Genomic DNA, 14,854 nt, shown 5'->3' with positions numbered 1-14,854 from the left:
AAAGAGGCTGCGCGCGTGAGCGGGCAGCCTCTTCTGGGCGACAGTTGTAAAACCTGTCTTATTGCTTGTTGGCAGCAGCTAACTGGGCGGCAACTTCTTCGGCGAAGTTGTCGACCGGCTTCTCGATGCCCTCGCCTACTTTGAAGTAGGTGAAGGAGACGATTTCAGCACCGGCTTTCTTCGCCAGGTCACCGACCTTGACTTCAGGATTCTTGACGAACGCCTGCTCGACCAGGCTGGCTTCAGCCAGGAACTTGGAGATACGACCGGCCACCATCTTCTCGGCGATGTCGGCAGGCTTGCCCTTGAGCTTCTCTTCGTTCAGTTGCAGGAAAACGGCTTTTTCGCGCTCGATCGCTTCAGCCGAAACGTCCGAAGGCAGCAGGAACTCAGGGTTGGTCGCTGCTACGTGCATGGCGATGTCTTTCGCCAGCTCGGTGTCGCCGCCCTTCAGGACAACCGCAACGCCGATCTTGTTGCCGTGCAGGTAAGTACCGACCACGTCACCTTCAACGCGAACCAGACGACGGATATTGACGTTCTCGCCGGTCTTGCCAACCAACACCAGGCGCGCTTGTTCCTGAGCTTCGATCAGCGGAGCGGCATCGGTCATTTTCTCAGCAAAGGCTTTCTCGACGCTGGCAGCGACGAATGCCTTGAAGTCATCCTGCAGAGCCAGGAAGTCGGTCTGGGAGTTGACTTCCAGCAGAACGGCGGCCTTACCGTTGTCCTTGACGGCGATGGCGCCTTCAGCGGCAACGTTGCCAGCCTTCTTGGCAGCCTTGATGGCGCCCGAAGCACGCATGTCATCAATGGCTTTCTCGATGTCGCCGCCAGCCTTGGTCAAGGCTTTCTTGCAGTCCATCATGCCTTCGCCGGTACGCTCGCGCAGTTCTTTGACCAACGCTGCAGTAATCTCTGCCATTTCAAAATCCTCTTGGATAGGTTTTCAACCATTCCACCCGATCGAACGGGCGATCAATTCTTCCTGGAAAACCGTTGTTTATAGACCGCGACAGATGACAAACAGGTAGCTGCGCTGGCGACAAATGGTTTTCGAGGTGGCAAAAAGGGGGCCAAGCCCCCTTTTTGCTTACTGAGTCAACGCCAGGGGCGTCAATTACTCAGCGGCTGCTGCCGGAGCTTCTTCAGCGAAGACTTCGGTACCGCCTTGAACGTTGTTGCGACCACGGATAACAGCGTCAGCCATCGAACCCATGTACAGCTGGATGGCGCGGATGGCGTCATCGTTGCCTGGGATGATGTAGTCAACGCCTTCCGGGCTGCTGTTGGTATCGACAACGCCGATGACCGGGATACCCAGCTTGTTGGCTTCGGTGATCGCGATGCGCTCGTGGTCAACGTCGATCACGAACAGCGCGTCAGGCAGACCGCCCATGTCCTTGATACCGCCCAGGGAGCGGTCCAGCTTCTCAAGATCGCGAGTGCGCATCAGCGCTTCTTTCTTGGTCAGCTTGGCGAAAGTGCCGTCTTCGGACTGGACTTCAAGATCACGCAGACGCTTGATGGAAGCGCGGATGGTCTTGAAGTTGGTCAGCATGCCGCCCAACCAGCGGTGATCGACGTACGGCGAACCGCAACGTGCTGCTTCTTCAGCAACGATCTTGCCAGCGGAACGCTTGGTGCCGACGAACAGAATCTTGTTTTTGCCCTGGGCCAGGCGCTCTACGAAGGTCAGTGCTTCGTTGAACATCGGCAGGGTTTTTTCAAGGTTGATGATGTGGATCTTGTTACGCGCGCCGAAAATGTACTTGCCCATTTTCGGGTTCCAGTAACGGGTCTGGTGACCGAAGTGCACACCGGCCTTCAGCATATCGCGCATGTTGACTTGGGACATGATAGTTCCTTGATAAGTCGGGTTTGGCCTCCACGTATCCCAATGACCAACCAGCGGCTATATAAACCGAAGGCACCCAGGTCATCGTGTCGACACGTGTGTGGATTTAAGCTCACGGGGTCATCCCCGGAAAGCGGCGCATTTTATACCACAGCAAGGGCGAAAACGGAACCCGGATTCTGAAAACCTCTTGTGGCGAGGGGATTTATCCCCGCGGGGGCGCGCAGCGGCCCCATACCAGGCGATTCAATCGACTTGATACACCATGCTGCCTGATTCGGGGCTGCTGCGCGCCCCCGCGGGGATAAATCCCCTCGCCACTGAGTTCGGGCTGGGGAGCTCTTTGTACGGTTCGTCTGTTAGAATCGCGTTTTCAGGGCCGTGCTGGTCATCATCCGCCGCCCATTTCGTTTCGAACAGCGCCGCCGGGCGCAGAGAGAGCCTGTATGACCGTCACCCTCAAGACCCCCGAGGACATCGCAAAAATGCGCGTCGCCGGCAAGCTTGCCGCCGAAGTCCTGGAAATGATCGCCGATTACGTCAAGCCGGGCGTGACCACCGAAGAGCTGGACCGCATCTGCCACGACTACATCGTCAACGAGCAGAAAGCCATTCCGGCGCCGCTCAACTACAAGGGCTTCCCGAAGTCGATCTGCACTTCGATCAACCACGTGGTCTGCCACGGCATTCCCAACGAGAAACCGTTGAAGGATGGCGACACGCTGAACATCGACGTCACCGTGATCAAGGACGGCTATCACGGCGACACCAGCCGCATGTTCCATGTCGGCAACGTGCCGGAGTGGGCCCAGCGCCTGTCGAAAGTCACCCAGGAATGCATGTACATGGCCATTGAACTGGTGAAGCCGGGTTGCCGCCTGGGGGACATCGGTGAAGTGATCCAGAAGCATGCGCAGAAGAACGGTTTTTCGGTGGTGCGTGAGTTCTGCGGCCACGGCATTGGCAAGGTCTTCCACGAAGAGCCGCAGATCCTGCACTACGGTCGTGCCGGCACCGGCATGGAACTCCAGGCGGGCATGACCTTCACCATCGAGCCGATGATCAACCAGGGTCGCGCCGACACCAAGGTCCTGGGCGACGGTTGGACCGCCATCACCAAGGACCGCAAGCTGTCGGCCCAATGGGAACACACCCTGCTGGTGACCGAGACCGGATACGAGATCTTCACCCTGCGCAGCGACGACACCATCCCTCGCGTTTCCGCCTGAGCGAAACCAGCGTACCGCTATAGATAGATAGAAAGGAAAGCCATTCGATGCCGCAGGTGGATCCCGAACTCTTCGACCGTGGCCAGTTCCAGGCTGAACTGGCCCTGAAGGCAAGCCCCATCCCGGCCTTCAAGAAGGCGATCCGCCAGGCCCACGAAGTACTCGACCAGCGCTTTCGCAATGGCCGGGATATCCGCCGGCTGATCGAGGACCGCGCCTGGTTCGTCGACAATATCCTGCAGAAGGCCTGGGAGCAGTTCGACTGGAGCCTGGATGCCGACATCGCCCTGGTGGCAGTGGGAGGCTACGGGCGTGGCGAATTGCACCCTTACTCCGATATCGACCTGCTGATCCTGCTCGACAGCGCCGATCATGAGATCTTTCGCGACTCCATCGAACGTTTCCTGACGCTGCTGTGGGATATCGGCCTGGAGGTTGGCCAGAGCGTGCGCTCGGTGCAGGAATGCGCCGATGAGGCCCGCGCCGACCTGACGGTGGTGACCAACCTGATGGAAAGTCGCACCATTGCCGGCCCCGAGCAGCTGCGCCAGCGCATGCTCGAGGTGACCAGCACGGCGCACATGTGGCCGAGCAAGGATTTCTTCCTGGCCAAGCGCGCCGAGCAGAAGGCCCGCCATCACAAATACAACGACACCGAGTACAACCTGGAACCCAACGTCAAGGGCTCGCCCGGGGGGCTGCGGGACATCCAGACGATCCTCTGGGTCGCCCGCCGCCAGTACGGCACGCTGAACCTGCGTAACCTGGCCGGCGAGGGTTTCCTGGTGGAAAGCGAGAACGCCTTGCTGGCTTCATCACAGGAATTCTTGTGGAAGGTCCGCTACGCATTGCACATGCTCGCCGGGCGCTCTGAAGACCGCTTGCTGTTCGATCACCAGCGCTCCATCGCGAGCCTGCTGGGCTTCGAGGGCCAGGATGCCAAGCAGGCCATCGAAAACTTCATGCAGCAGTATTACCGGGTGGTGATGAGCATCGCCCAGCTCAGCGAACTGATCATCCAGCATTTCGAGGAAGTCATCCTCGCTCCGGAAGACAGTGCGCCACCGCAGCCGATCAACTCCCGGTTCCAGTTGCATGACGGGTACATCGAAGCACGCAACGCCAACGTGTTCCGTCGCACCCCCTTCGCCATGCTCGAAATCTTCGTGCTGATGGCCCAGCAGCCGGAAATCAAGGGTGTACGCGCCGATACCATTCGCCTGCTGCGGGAAAACCGTCACCTGATCGATGAAGACTTCCGCCACGACATCCGCAACACCAGCCTGTTCATCGAGCTGTTCAAGTGCAAGATCGGCGTGCACCGCAACCTGCGACGCATGAACCGTTACGGGATCCTCGGGCGCTACCTGCCGGAGTTCGGCTTTATCGTCGGGCAGATGCAGCATGACCTGTTCCACATCTATACGGTCGATGCCCATACCCTGAACCTGATCAAGCACCTGCGTAAGTTGCAGTACACCCAGGTGTCGGAGAAATTCCCGCTGGCCAGCAAGCTCATGGGCAAGCTGCCCAAGCCCGAGCTGATCTACATGGCTGGGCTGTACCACGACATTGGCAAGGGCCGCCACGGTGACCACTCCGAAATCGGCGCGGTGGATGCCGAGGCGTTCTGTCAGCGCCATCAATTGCCCCTGTGGGACAGCCGGCTGATCGTCTGGCTGGTGCAGAACCACCTGGTGATGTCGACCACCGCCCAGCGCAAGGACCTGTCCGACCCGCAGGTGATCCACGATTTCGCCCAGATCGTCGGCGATGAAACGCGCCTGGATTACCTCTATGTGCTGACGGTGGCCGACATCAACGCCACCAATCCGACCTTGTGGAACTCCTGGCGGGCCAGCCTGTTGCGCCAGCTTTACACCGAGACCAAGCGGGCCTTGCGCCGGGGCCTGGAAAACCCGGTGGACCGCGAAGAGCAGATCCGTCGCACCCAAAGCGCTGCCCTGGATATCCTGGTGCGCGGTGGCACCGACCCGGACGACGTCGAGCAGCTCTGGTCGCAACTGGGCGACGATTATTTCCTGCGCCACACCGCTGGCGACGTGGCCTGGCACAGCGACGCGATCCTGCAGCAACCGGCCGATGGCGGGCCGCTGGTGTTGATCAAGGAAACCACGCAGCGCGAGTTCGAAGGCGGCACGCAGATCTTCATCTACGCGCCGGACCAACATGACTTCTTCGCCGTGACCGTGGCCGCGATGGACCAGCTCAACCTCAACATCCACGATGCGCGGATCATCACGTCCAGCAGCCAGTTCACCCTCGACACCTATATCGTGCTCGACACCGACGGCGATTCGATTGGCGATAACCCTGCACGGATCAAGCAGATTCGCGACGGCCTCACCGAAGCCTTGCGCAACCCGGCGGACTACCCGACCATCATCCAGCGGCGGGTGCCACGCCAGCTCAAGCACTTCGCGTTCGCCCCGCAGGTGACGATCCACAACGATGCCCAGCGCCAGATCACGGTGCTGGAACTCAGCGCCCCGGACCGCCCCGGCTTGCTGGCACGGGTCGGTCATATTTTCCTGGAGTTCGACTTGTCGTTGCAGAACGCCAAGATCGCTACCCTTGGCGAGCGGGTGGAAGACGTCTTCTTTATCACCGACGCCCATAACCAGCCGTTGTCCGATCCCCTGCTGTGCAGTCGCCTGCAGGACGCGATCGTCCAGCATTTGAGCGTCAACCAGGAACCCGATGCCAGCCTGACACGCATCAACATCTGAACCCACAAACTTCCTTTTGTGGGAGCGGGCTTGCTCGCGAAAGCGGAGTGTCAGTCGACCTCTCTATAGCTGATACACCGCTTTCGCGAGCAAGCCCGCTCCCACAGGACAGTGCCCCATATTGAAGAGGCCCCAATGAACAACGCCCTGAACCAGTTGCAGCCCTACCCGTTCGAAAAGCTTCGCGCCCTGCTGGGCAGCGTCACGCCCAACCCGGACAAGCTGCCGATTGCGTTGTCCATCGGCGAACCCAAGCACCGCTCACCCAGCTTCGTCGCCGAGGCTCTGGCCGCCAACCTGGATCAGATGGCCGTTTATCCAACCACCCTGGGCATTCCAACCTTGCGCGAAGCCATTACTGGCTGGTGCGAACGTCGTTTCAATGTACCGAACGGCTGGCTCGACCCGGCGCGCCATGTGCTACCGGTCAACGGCACCCGTGAAGCGCTGTTCGCCTTCACCCAGACCGTGGTCAACCGTGGCGACGATGCCTTGGTAGTCAGCCCGAATCCGTTCTACCAGATCTACGAAGGCGCCGCGTTCCTGGCCGGGGCCAAGCCGCACTACCTGCCGTGCCTGGACGAAAACGGCTTCAACCCGGACTTCGACGCCGTTTCACCGGACATCTGGAAACGCTGTCAGATCCTGTTCCTGTGCTCCCCTGGCAACCCGACCGGCGCATTGATTCCGGTGGACGTGCTGAAGAAACTCATCGCCCTGGCCGACGAGTACGATTTCGTGATCGCCGCCGACGAGTGCTACAGCGAACTGTACTTCGACGAACAGACCCCGCCCCCGGGCCTGCTCAGCGCTTGCGTCGAACTCGGCCGCCAGGATTTCAAGCGCTGCGTGGTGTTCCACAGCCTGTCCAAGCGCTCCAACCTGCCAGGCCTGCGCTCCGGTTTCGTGGCCGGCGACGCGGACATCCTCAAAGGTTTCCTGCTGTACCGCACTTACCACGGCTGCGCGATGCCGGTGCAGACCCAACTGGCGAGCATCGCCGCATGGAACGACGAGGAACATGTACGGGCCAACCGGACGCTGTACCGAGAGAAGTTCGACGCCGTGCTGGACATCCTCAGCCCGGTGCTGGACGTTCAACGCCCCGACGGCAGCTTCTACCTGTGGCCGAACGTGGCGGGCGACGACGCAGCCTTCTGCCGGGACCTGTTCGAACAGGAACACGTGACCGTGGTGCCGGGTTCCTACCTGTCCCGAGAAGTGGATGGCGTCAACCCTGGCGCCGGGCGCGTACGCATGGCCCTGGTCGCACCGCTGGCGGAATGTGTGGAAGCGGCGGAGCGGATTCGGGCGTTCATTCAGCGGCGCGGGTGATGGACCGTTTCGGTTGAACACTGAAGTTCTGTGGCGAGAGAGCTTGCTCTAACGGGATTGATCGTTCCCACGCTCCGCGTGGGCATGCATCCCGTGACGCTCTGCGTCACTTTCCAGAAGCGGAACGCGGAGCGTCCCTGGCGGCATTCCCACGCGGAGCGTGGGAACGATCAGTGTGGGCCGGGTGGTCGGTATCTATTGCATCAAGTCCGAAGCTCTACCCGGTCCAGGCACTTGTTCGCCAACAACATCCCCAACTCAATCATCTGGGCCACTCCCAATGCTACATGTCGTCGCGAGCCGTCCTGATCGAAGGCAAGGTCATTGAGCATTGCATTGGCAGACGCCAGGGTTTCGCTGAGATTGGCCAGTAACACTTCGGTGTCGACACCGTCAGCCACAGTGAATAACTGTACTGAGGGCTTGGGGGCAGACTCGCAGTCGTCAGGCTTGAGGTAAAGATCCAACGCGCGATCAGCGGCTTCTTGCAGCTTTTCAGGGGCGTAGTCGCCGTAGGGGAACGTGGAGGCTGGTTTTGGGGGATTCGGCGTTTCTTTGATCATGTTATTGCTCCTAGAGAATTGGGAGCCGCCACCGAGTCTTCTCACGGACCGGAGGGTGGCAGCCATACGCGGGGTGAGAATCCGAGTCTCTAGGAACCCGGCCATGCCGAAGCATGCCCGCGCACAGCCGCCATAACAATGCGCAGACGAAAAGCGCCTGCACTTTATATGGTCGGCGCCTGCACGCCTAGAGGAGATCGGATTCTCACGTCCGGTCGCTGAATTGGCAGCGACCCCCAGAGGCTAGAGCCCTCGCTTCCGACGGACAACCTTAAAAACTTGTCGGAAACTTCGGTGCGTCTGTCAGACCGCACTTCCTGTGGCGAGGGGATTTAGCTCTGCAACACCGCCACCAAACCTTAAATGGCATTTGGAAGGCCGCAGCCGAAACCGTCCGGTCATGGCATAATCCTTCACCTTTTATTTCCGGCACCTGCAAAGGGGGCAGTTCCTTGACCGATTCAAGCAAAACGTTGCACCTTTTCGGCATCAAAGCCTGCGACACCATGAAAAAGGCGCGTACCTGGCTCGATGAACACGCTGTGCACTACGATTTTCACGACTATAAAATTGCCGGCATCGACCGTGAGCACCTGACCCAATGGTGCAACGAGCATGGCTGGCAAGTGGTGTTGAATAGGGCCGGTACGACCTTTCGCAAGCTCGACGACGAACGCAAAGCCGATCTCGACCAGTCGAAAGCCATCGAACTGATGCTCGCCCAACCCTCGATGATCAAGCGCCCGGTGCTCGATCTCGGTGACCGAACCCTGATTGGCTTCAAGCCAGATATCTATGCGGCAGAAATCAAGTAAGCCTGCCCAGTCCATTTTGTTGAGGTAATGTTCATGTCCACTACCCTGTTCAGCCTGGCCTTCGGTGTCGGCACTCAAAACCGTCAAGGCGCCTGGCTGGAAGTGTTCTACGCACAGCCACTGCTCAACCCGTCGGCCGATATCGTCAAGGCCATCGCGCCGATCCTGGGCTACAGCGAAGGCAACCAGGCCATCACCTTCACCACCGCCCAGGCTTCGCAACTGGCTGAAGCCCTCAAGGGTGTCGATGCCGCACAAGCCGCGTTGCTGACCCGCCTGGCCGAAAGCCACAAGCCGCTGGTCGCCACCCTGCTGGCTGAAGATGCGCAACTGAGCTCCACCCCCGAGGCCTACCTCAAGCTGCACCTGCTGTCCCATCGCCTGGTCAAGCCCCATGGCCTGAACCTGGCCGGCATTTTCCCGTTGCTGCCGAACGTGGCCTGGACCAGCCAGGGCGCGATCGACCTCAGCGAACTGGCCGAGCACCAGCTCGAAGCCCGCCTGCGTGGCGAGTTGCTGGAAGTGTTCTCGGTGGACAAGTTCCCGAAAATGACTGACTACGTGGTTCCGGCCGGCGTGCGTATCGCCGATGCCGCACGGATCCGCCTGGGCGCCTACGTGGGCGAAGGCACCACCGTGATGCACGAAGGTTTCGTCAACTTCAACGCCGGCACCGAAGGCCCGGGCATGATCGAAGGGCGTGTCTCGGCGGGCGTGTTCGTCGGCAAGGGCTCGGACCTGGGCGGCGGTTGCTCCACCATGGGCACCCTGTCGGGTGGTGGCAACATCGTGATCAAGGTCGGCGAAGGCTGCCTGATCGGTGCCAACGCCGGTATCGGTATTCCATTGGGCGACCGCAACACCGTGGAATCGGGCCTGTACGTGACCGCCGGTACCAAGGTGGCGTTGCTGGATGAAAACAACCAGCTGGTCAAAGTGGTCAAGGCCCGCGACCTGGCCGGCCAGCCTGACCTGCTGTTCCGTCGCAACTCCGAAACCGGCGCGGTGGAATGCAAGACCCACAAGTCGGCCATCGAGCTGAACGAAGCACTGCACGCGCATAACTAAGCCGCTTCACCGTCACCTGTGGGAGCAAGCCCGCTCCCACAGCGTCCGGCGTAACCCGGCAGGGCCCGAAAGCATGTTGATCCAATCCCCCTGGCGTGCCGATTTCCCGGCCATCGCCGCCCTGCAACGGCAAGGCCAGACCTACCTGGACAACGCCGCTACCACGCAAAAACCCCAGGCCCTGCTGGATGCCCTGGCGCATTACTACACCAACGGCGCGGCCAACGTGCACCGCGCGCAACACCTGCCGGGCGCCCATGCCACCCAGGCGTTCGAAGACAGTCGCCTCAAGGTGTCGCAATGGCTCAATGCGGGGGAATGCGGGCAGATCGTGTTTACCCACGGCGCCACTTCGGCGCTGAACCTCCTGGCCTACGGGCTGGAACATTTATTCAATCCAGGCGATGAAATCGTCATCAGCGCCCTGGAGCACCACGCCAACCTGCTGCCCTGGCAGCAACTAGCCGAGCGCCGCTCGTTGACGCTGGTGGTGTTGCCGCTCGACACCCACGGCGTCATCAACCTCGACGCCGCCGCCGACCTGATTGGCCCGCGTACACGCTTGCTGGCGGTGAGCCAGCTGTCCAACGTGCTGGGCACCTGGCAACCCTTGCCGCCGCTCTTGGCCCTGGCCAAGGCCCAAGGCGCCCTGACGGTCATCGACGGTGCCCAGGGTGTGGTCCACGGACGTCACGATGTGCAGGCCCTGGGCTGTGATTTCTACGTATTTTCTAGCCACAAGCTCTATGGGCCCGAAGGGCTGGGTGCGCTGTTCGGCCGCAACGAAGCCCTTGGCGAGCTGCGTCATTGGCAGTTCGGCGGCGAAATGGTGCAACAGGCCGACTACCACCGCGCCACGTTCCGCCCCGCCCCCCTGGGTTTCGAAGCCGGCACACCGCCCATCGCCAGCGTGATCGGCCTGGGGGCGACCCTGGATTATCTGTCCGGCCTCGACGCACAAGATGTCATTGACCATGAGCGCGCGTTGCACGACTACCTGCTCCACGGCCTGCTGGCGCGCAACGGCGTGCGCCTGGTGGGCAATCCACGGCTGGCATTGGTCAGTTTCGTAGTGGACGGCGTGCACAACGCCGACCTCGCTCATCTATTGACCGAACAAGGCATTGCCGTACGCGCCGGGCATCACTGCGCCATGCCACTGTTCAAGCATCTGCAGTTGTCGGGCGCGATCCGGGTGTCGCTGGCGCTGTACAACGACTCAGCCGATATCGAGCGTTTCTTCGAAGCCCTCGACCAGGCCCTGGAGATGCTGCGATGAACCTGCCCGCCGATGCCGCCACGGCGCTGCAAATCTTCCAGGACGCCTCGGGCTGGGAACAACGCGCCCGGCTGTTGATGCAATGGGGCGAGCGTCTGCCGCCCTTGGGCGAGACGGAAAAGTGCGATGCCAACCTGGTCAGCGGTTGTGAAAGCCAGGTGTGGCTGGTGGGCCAGTTACAGGATGGGCACTGGCAATTCTCTGCGGCCAGCGATGCGCGGTTGATTCGTGGGCTGGTGGCGCTGCTGCTGGCGCGGGTCAACGGGTTGACCGCCGCCGAGTTGCAGCAGGTGGATTTGCCGGGGTGGTTCAGTGAGTTGGGATTATCGCGCCAGCTTTCGCCGTCGCGCAGCAATGGGTTGAATGCGGTGTTACAGCGGATGCACCAACTGGCACAATGATTGTGGCGAGGGATTTATCCCCTCGCCACAAAAGCCGTTACTGCCCGCTCTTTAGCCTGTCAACCGGCCGCCGCACACCCGCCACGATCTTATCCACAGCCTTGGTCGCCGCGACCATGCCAAACGTCGCCGTTACCATCATCACCGCGCCAAACCCGCCGGCGCAGTCGAGCTTCACGCCGTCGCCGACGAAACTCTTCTGCAAGCAAATGCTGCCGTCCGGTTTCGGGTAGCGCAGTTGTTCGGTGGAGAACACACAGGGCACGCTGTAGTGACGGGTCACGGTACGGGAAAAACCGTAGTCGCGGCGCAGGGTAGAACGGACTTTCGAAGCCAGCGGGTCATTGAAGGTACGGTTCAGATCGCAGACCTGGATCAGCGTCGGGTCGATCTGCCCGCCCGCGCCGCCGGTGGTGATGATCTGGATCTTGCGGCGCTTGCACCAGGCGATCAGCGCCGCCTTGGCGTTGACACTGTCAATACAGTCGATCACGCAGTCGATGTTCGGCGTGATGTACTCGGCCATGGTGTCGCGGGTGACGAAGTCCGCCACGGCGTGCACCGTGCAATCGGGATTGATCCCGCGCAGGCGCTCGGCCATCACCTCGACCTTGGGTTTGCCGACGGTGCTGTCCAGGGCGTGCAACTGGCGGTTGGCGTTGCTGACACAGACATCGTCCAGGTCGAACAGCGAAATCTCGCCCACGCCACACCGGGCAATGGCTTCCGCCGCCCAGGAACCGACGCCACCCACCCCGACAATCGCCACATGGGCCGCCCGCAGGCGCTCCAGGCCTTCGAGGCCATACAAACGGGCGATGCCGGCAAACCGTGGATCTTCTGTACTCATGACCATTACCCTGAAAACCGGCGCGCATTATAGGGCACCGGAAACCAATCGGTCGTCGTTTTGCTATAAGATAACCGCCATTTTGTGAGTGCTGGCCGAACATTAACCGATGGCCAGACTCAGATCCTGTGGGAGCGGGCTTGCTCGCGAAAGCGGTGTGTCAGGCAATACATGTGTGACTGATACACCGCTTTCGCGAGCAAGCCCGCTCCCACATGGGATCTATGTCTCTATTCCCTGATCCGGAGCTTTCCATGACGGCCCACGCCGACCTCTCGCCGACCCTGCAACTCGCCTGCGACCTGATCCGCCGTCCGTCCGTGACGCCGGTGGATGCCGATTGCCAGAAACTGATGATGCAGCGCCTGGGCGATGCAGGTTTCAAGCTCGAGCCGATGCGCATCGAGGATGTGGATAACTTCTGGGCCAGCCATGGCAAGCACGACGGTCCGGTACTGTGCTTCGCCGGGCACACCGACGTAGTGCCGACCGGTCCGGTGCAGGCCTGGCAGCTCGACCCGTTCGATGCGGTCATCGACGACCAAGGCATGCTCTGTGGCCGTGGCGCGGCCGACATGAAGGGCAGCCTCGCGGCGATGGTAGTGGCGGCTGAGCGGTTCGTCGCCGACTACCCGGACCACAAGGGCTCGATCACGTTCCTGATCACCAGTGATGAAGAAGGTCCGGCCCACCACGGCACCAAGGCCGTGGTCGAGCGCCTCAAGGCCCGCCAGGAGCGCCTGGACTGGTGCATCGTCGGCGAGCCGTCGAGCACCACCCTGGTGGGCGACGTGGTCAAGAACGGCCGTCGCGGCTCCCTCGGTGCGAAGCTGACCGTGCGCGGCAAGCAAGGCCACGTGGCCTACCCGCACCTGGCGAAGAACCCGATCCACCTGGCGGCTCCGGCGTTGGCGGAACTGGCCGCCGAGCATTGGGACCATGGCAACGATTTCTTCCCGCCCACCAGTTTCCAGATCTCCAACCTCAACGCTGGCACCGGCGCGACCAACGTGATCCCGGGTGACCTGGTGGCGGTGTTCAACTTCCGCTTCTCCACCGAGTCCACTGTCGAAGGCCTGCAACAGCGCGTCGCTGACATTCTCGACAAGCATCAGCTGGACTGGCACATCGACTGGGCCCTGTCCGGCCTGCCGTTCCTCACCGAGCCGGGCGCGCTGCTGGACGCCGTATCGTCGAGCATCAAGGACGTGACCGGTCGCGAAACCCAGGCCTCCACCAGCGGCGGCACATCCGACGGTCGTTTCATCGCCACCATGGGCACCCAAGTGGTGGAACTGGGGCCGGTCAACGCGACCATCCACCAGGTCAACGAACGCGTGCTGGCGGCCGATCTCGATGTACTGACCGAGATCTATTACAAAACGCTGGTCAAGTTGCTCGCCTGATGCTCGCGTGTCCGATCTGCAGTGAACCGCTGAACGCGGTGGATAATGGCGTGGCCTGCGCGGCCGGGCATCGGTTCGACCGCGCCCGCCAGGGCTACTTGAACCTGTTGCCGGTGCAACACAAGAACAGCCGCGACCCTGGCGACAACCAGGCCATGGTCGAAGCCCGTCGCGACTTCCTCAATGCCGGGCACTACGCCCCCGTCGCCCGCCGCCTGGCCGAACTGGCGGCTGAGCGTAACCCCGGCCGCTGGCTGGACATCGGCTGTGGCGAGGGCTATTACACCGCGCAGATCGCCGACGCGCTGCCTGATGCCGATGGTTATGCCCTGGACATTTCCCGCGAGGCAGTCAAGCGCGCCTGTAAACGCGACCCACAGCTGACCTGGTTGATCGCCAGCATGGCGCGGGTGCCGCTGGCTGACGGCTGCTGCCAATTCCTGGCGAGCGTGTTCAGCCCGCTGGACTGGCAGGAGGCCAAGCGCCTGCTCAGCCCCGGTGGTGGCCTGATGAAAGTCGGTCCCACCCGCGGTCACCTGATGGAGTTGCGCGAACGCCTGTACGACGAAGTGCGCGAGTACACCGATGACAAGCATCTGGCCCTGGTCCCTTCGGGCATGGCGCTGGCGCACAGCGAAACCCTGGAATTCAAGCTGGTCCTGAAACACGGCCAGGACCGTGCCAACCTGTTGGCGATGACGCCCCACGGCTGGCGCGCCAGTGCCGAGCGCCGCGCCAGCGTGATCGAGCAGGCCGAGCCGTTCGAAGTCACGGTGTCGATGCGCTACGATTATTTCGTTCTTCAATAACCGATCAAATCCGCGAATGGATTTTTCAAGACCGCAGTGAGGATATCCATGCGCCAACCCGATATCGAGATCTACCTCAAAGACGCTGACGTCGACCACAAGGCCATCGCCGCCTGGCTGACCCAGGCGCTGGGCCCGTGCAGCGAATGGACCCAGAAAGGCCAGACCTACAAGTGCAAGGCCGGCGACATCTCGGTGACCTGGCTGCCCAAGGCCGTGGGCAAATGGAACAGCCTGTACCTGGAAAGCGACCGGACCCCATGGGATGACGACATCGCCTGCGCCCGTGCCGCATTTGCCGCACTGAATGTCGAAGTGCGTTGCGCGCCTGGTTCGTGGGTTGAAGAGGAAGGGGAAGAGTCGGCTGATCGCTGGATTCGCATCAGTGCCGATGGGGAAGAAGAGATTACCTGGCGGACTGCCTGACGCAGCCTTTGAGGATGTAAAGCAAATCCCCTGTGGGAGCGAGCAGGCTCGCTCCCACAGGGATC

The 14,854-nt window shown here is 61.4% G+C and carries 14 protein-coding genes; 10 read left to right on the top strand and 4 right to left on the bottom strand.

Annotation, left to right across the window (positions count from 1 at the left end; translation table 11 throughout):
* Positions 1–58 precede the first annotated feature (58 nt).
* Both tsf and rpsB read right to left on the bottom strand, forming a co-directional pair.
* Positions 59–925 carry a translation elongation factor Ts gene (gene tsf / locus FBX99_RS09355; protein ID WP_144923405.1) on the bottom strand — a complete coding sequence of 289 codons (867 nt, stop codon included), beginning with the start codon at positions 923–925 and terminating at the stop codon, positions 59–61.
* A 195-nt stretch (positions 926–1,120) separates the two neighbouring features.
* A complete protein-coding gene (gene rpsB / locus FBX99_RS09350) occupies positions 1,121–1,858 on the bottom strand; it encodes a 30S ribosomal protein S2 (protein ID WP_033034560.1) in 738 nt (245 codons plus the stop codon).
* A gap of 446 nt (positions 1,859–2,304) precedes the next feature.
* Between rpsB and map the strand changes: the two genes are divergently transcribed.
* The 3 genes from map (at position 2,305) to dapC (ending at position 7,172) form a co-directional block, all read left to right on the top strand.
* Positions 2,305–3,087, top strand: a complete 783-nt coding sequence (map, locus tag FBX99_RS09345; protein ID WP_047702012.1) for a type I methionyl aminopeptidase — start codon at positions 2,305–2,307, stop codon at positions 3,085–3,087.
* A gap of 47 nt (positions 3,088–3,134) precedes the next feature.
* Complete coding sequence (locus FBX99_RS09340) at positions 3,135–5,837, top strand: [protein-PII] uridylyltransferase (RefSeq protein WP_145131305.1); 2,703 nt, start codon at positions 3,135–3,137, stop codon at positions 5,835–5,837.
* A gap of 135 nt (positions 5,838–5,972) precedes the next feature.
* Positions 5,973–7,172, top strand: a complete 1,200-nt coding sequence (gene dapC / locus FBX99_RS09330; protein WP_144923395.1) for a succinyldiaminopimelate transaminase — start codon at positions 5,973–5,975, stop codon at positions 7,170–7,172.
* A 203-nt stretch (positions 7,173–7,375) separates the two neighbouring features.
* On the opposite strand, the gene FBX99_RS09320 is transcribed toward dapC, so the two are convergent.
* Positions 7,376–7,735 carry a DUF6124 family protein gene (locus FBX99_RS09320; RefSeq protein WP_144923389.1) on the bottom strand — a complete coding sequence of 120 codons (360 nt, stop codon included), beginning with the start codon at positions 7,733–7,735 and terminating at the stop codon, positions 7,376–7,378.
* 452 nt (positions 7,736–8,187) lie between these two features.
* Here FBX99_RS09320 and FBX99_RS09315 point away from each other — a divergent pair, with 452 nt between their 5' ends.
* The 4 genes from FBX99_RS09315 (at position 8,188) to FBX99_RS09300 (ending at position 11,298) form a co-directional block, all read left to right on the top strand.
* Positions 8,188–8,550, top strand: a complete 363-nt coding sequence (locus FBX99_RS09315) for an ArsC family reductase (protein ID WP_256662461.1) — start codon at positions 8,188–8,190, stop codon at positions 8,548–8,550.
* Between the two features lie 33 nt (positions 8,551–8,583).
* Entirely contained in the window at positions 8,584–9,618 is a 1,035-nt protein-coding gene (gene dapD, locus FBX99_RS09310; RefSeq protein WP_047702245.1) for a 2,3,4,5-tetrahydropyridine-2,6-dicarboxylate N-succinyltransferase, read from the top strand.
* Positions 9,619–9,691: 73 nt separating this feature from the next.
* Complete coding sequence (locus tag FBX99_RS09305; protein WP_144923380.1) at positions 9,692–10,897, top strand: aminotransferase class V-fold PLP-dependent enzyme; 1,206 nt, start codon at positions 9,692–9,694, stop codon at positions 10,895–10,897.
* Complete coding sequence (locus FBX99_RS09300; RefSeq protein ID WP_144923377.1) at positions 10,894–11,298, top strand: SufE family protein; 405 nt, start codon at positions 10,894–10,896, stop codon at positions 11,296–11,298. Before FBX99_RS09305 ends, FBX99_RS09300 begins: the two co-directional genes overlap by 4 nt.
* Before the next feature lie 37 nt (positions 11,299–11,335).
* Here the strand turns inward: FBX99_RS09300 and tcdA are convergent, their stop codons facing one another.
* On the bottom strand, positions 11,336–12,154 hold the full coding sequence (gene tcdA, locus FBX99_RS09295) for a tRNA cyclic N6-threonylcarbamoyladenosine(37) synthase TcdA (protein WP_145131301.1): 819 nt from the start codon (positions 12,152–12,154) through the stop codon (positions 11,336–11,338).
* Between the two features lie 248 nt (positions 12,155–12,402).
* Here tcdA and dapE point away from each other — a divergent pair, with 248 nt between their 5' ends.
* Genes dapE through FBX99_RS09280 form a run of 3 tightly spaced genes read left to right on the top strand, consistent with a single transcriptional unit; the run spans position 12,403 to position 14,789 of the window.
* Positions 12,403–13,554 carry a succinyl-diaminopimelate desuccinylase gene (dapE, locus tag FBX99_RS09290; RefSeq protein ID WP_144923371.1) on the top strand — a complete coding sequence of 384 codons (1,152 nt, stop codon included), beginning with the start codon at positions 12,403–12,405 and terminating at the stop codon, positions 13,552–13,554.
* Positions 13,554–14,363 carry a putative RNA methyltransferase gene (locus FBX99_RS09285; RefSeq protein ID WP_144923368.1) on the top strand — a complete coding sequence of 270 codons (810 nt, stop codon included), beginning with the start codon at positions 13,554–13,556 and terminating at the stop codon, positions 14,361–14,363. Before dapE ends, FBX99_RS09285 begins: the two co-directional genes overlap by 1 nt.
* Positions 14,364–14,411: 48 nt before the next feature.
* Complete coding sequence (locus FBX99_RS09280) at positions 14,412–14,789, top strand: hypothetical protein (protein WP_144923365.1); 378 nt, start codon at positions 14,412–14,414, stop codon at positions 14,787–14,789.
* Positions 14,790–14,854: the final 65 nt, after the last annotated feature.

The sequence above is a fragment of the Pseudomonas sp. SJZ074 genome, assembly GCF_007828215.1.
Lineage (GTDB): Bacteria > Pseudomonadota > Gammaproteobacteria > Pseudomonadales > Pseudomonadaceae > Aquipseudomonas.
The sequence above is the reverse complement of the archived record's forward strand: the minus strand, read 5'-3'. Positions and strand labels throughout refer to the sequence as shown.

Excerpts from the sequence above, each read along its gene's own strand:
- FBX99_RS09340 (WP_145131305.1), top strand. The coding sequence starts at position 3,135 with ATGCCGCAGGTGGATCCCGAACTCTTCGACCGTGGCCAGTTCCAGGCT.
- FBX99_RS09280 (WP_144923365.1), top strand. The coding sequence starts at position 14,412 with ATGCGCCAACCCGATATCGAGATCTACCTCAAAGACGCTGACGTCGAC.
- dapE (WP_144923371.1), top strand. The coding sequence starts at position 12,403 with ATGACGGCCCACGCCGACCTCTCGCCGACCCTGCAACTCGCCTGCGAC.
- dapD (WP_047702245.1), top strand. The coding sequence starts at position 8,584 with ATGTCCACTACCCTGTTCAGCCTGGCCTTCGGTGTCGGCACTCAAAAC.
- dapC (WP_144923395.1), top strand. The coding sequence starts at position 5,973 with ATGAACAACGCCCTGAACCAGTTGCAGCCCTACCCGTTCGAAAAGCTT.
- map (WP_047702012.1), top strand. The coding sequence starts at position 2,305 with ATGACCGTCACCCTCAAGACCCCCGAGGACATCGCAAAAATGCGCGTC.
- FBX99_RS09300 (WP_144923377.1), top strand. The coding sequence starts at position 10,894 with ATGAACCTGCCCGCCGATGCCGCCACGGCGCTGCAAATCTTCCAGGAC.
- tsf (WP_144923405.1), bottom strand. The coding sequence starts at position 925 with ATGGCAGAGATTACTGCAGCGTTGGTCAAAGAACTGCGCGAGCGTACC.
- rpsB (WP_033034560.1), bottom strand. The coding sequence starts at position 1,858 with ATGTCCCAAGTCAACATGCGCGATATGCTGAAGGCCGGTGTGCACTTC.
- FBX99_RS09305 (WP_144923380.1), top strand. The coding sequence starts at position 9,692 with ATGTTGATCCAATCCCCCTGGCGTGCCGATTTCCCGGCCATCGCCGCC.
- FBX99_RS09285 (WP_144923368.1), top strand. The coding sequence starts at position 13,554 with ATGCTCGCGTGTCCGATCTGCAGTGAACCGCTGAACGCGGTGGATAAT.
- FBX99_RS09320 (WP_144923389.1), bottom strand. The coding sequence starts at position 7,735 with ATGATCAAAGAAACGCCGAATCCCCCAAAACCAGCCTCCACGTTCCCC.
- tcdA (WP_145131301.1), bottom strand. The coding sequence starts at position 12,154 with ATGGTCATGAGTACAGAAGATCCACGGTTTGCCGGCATCGCCCGTTTG.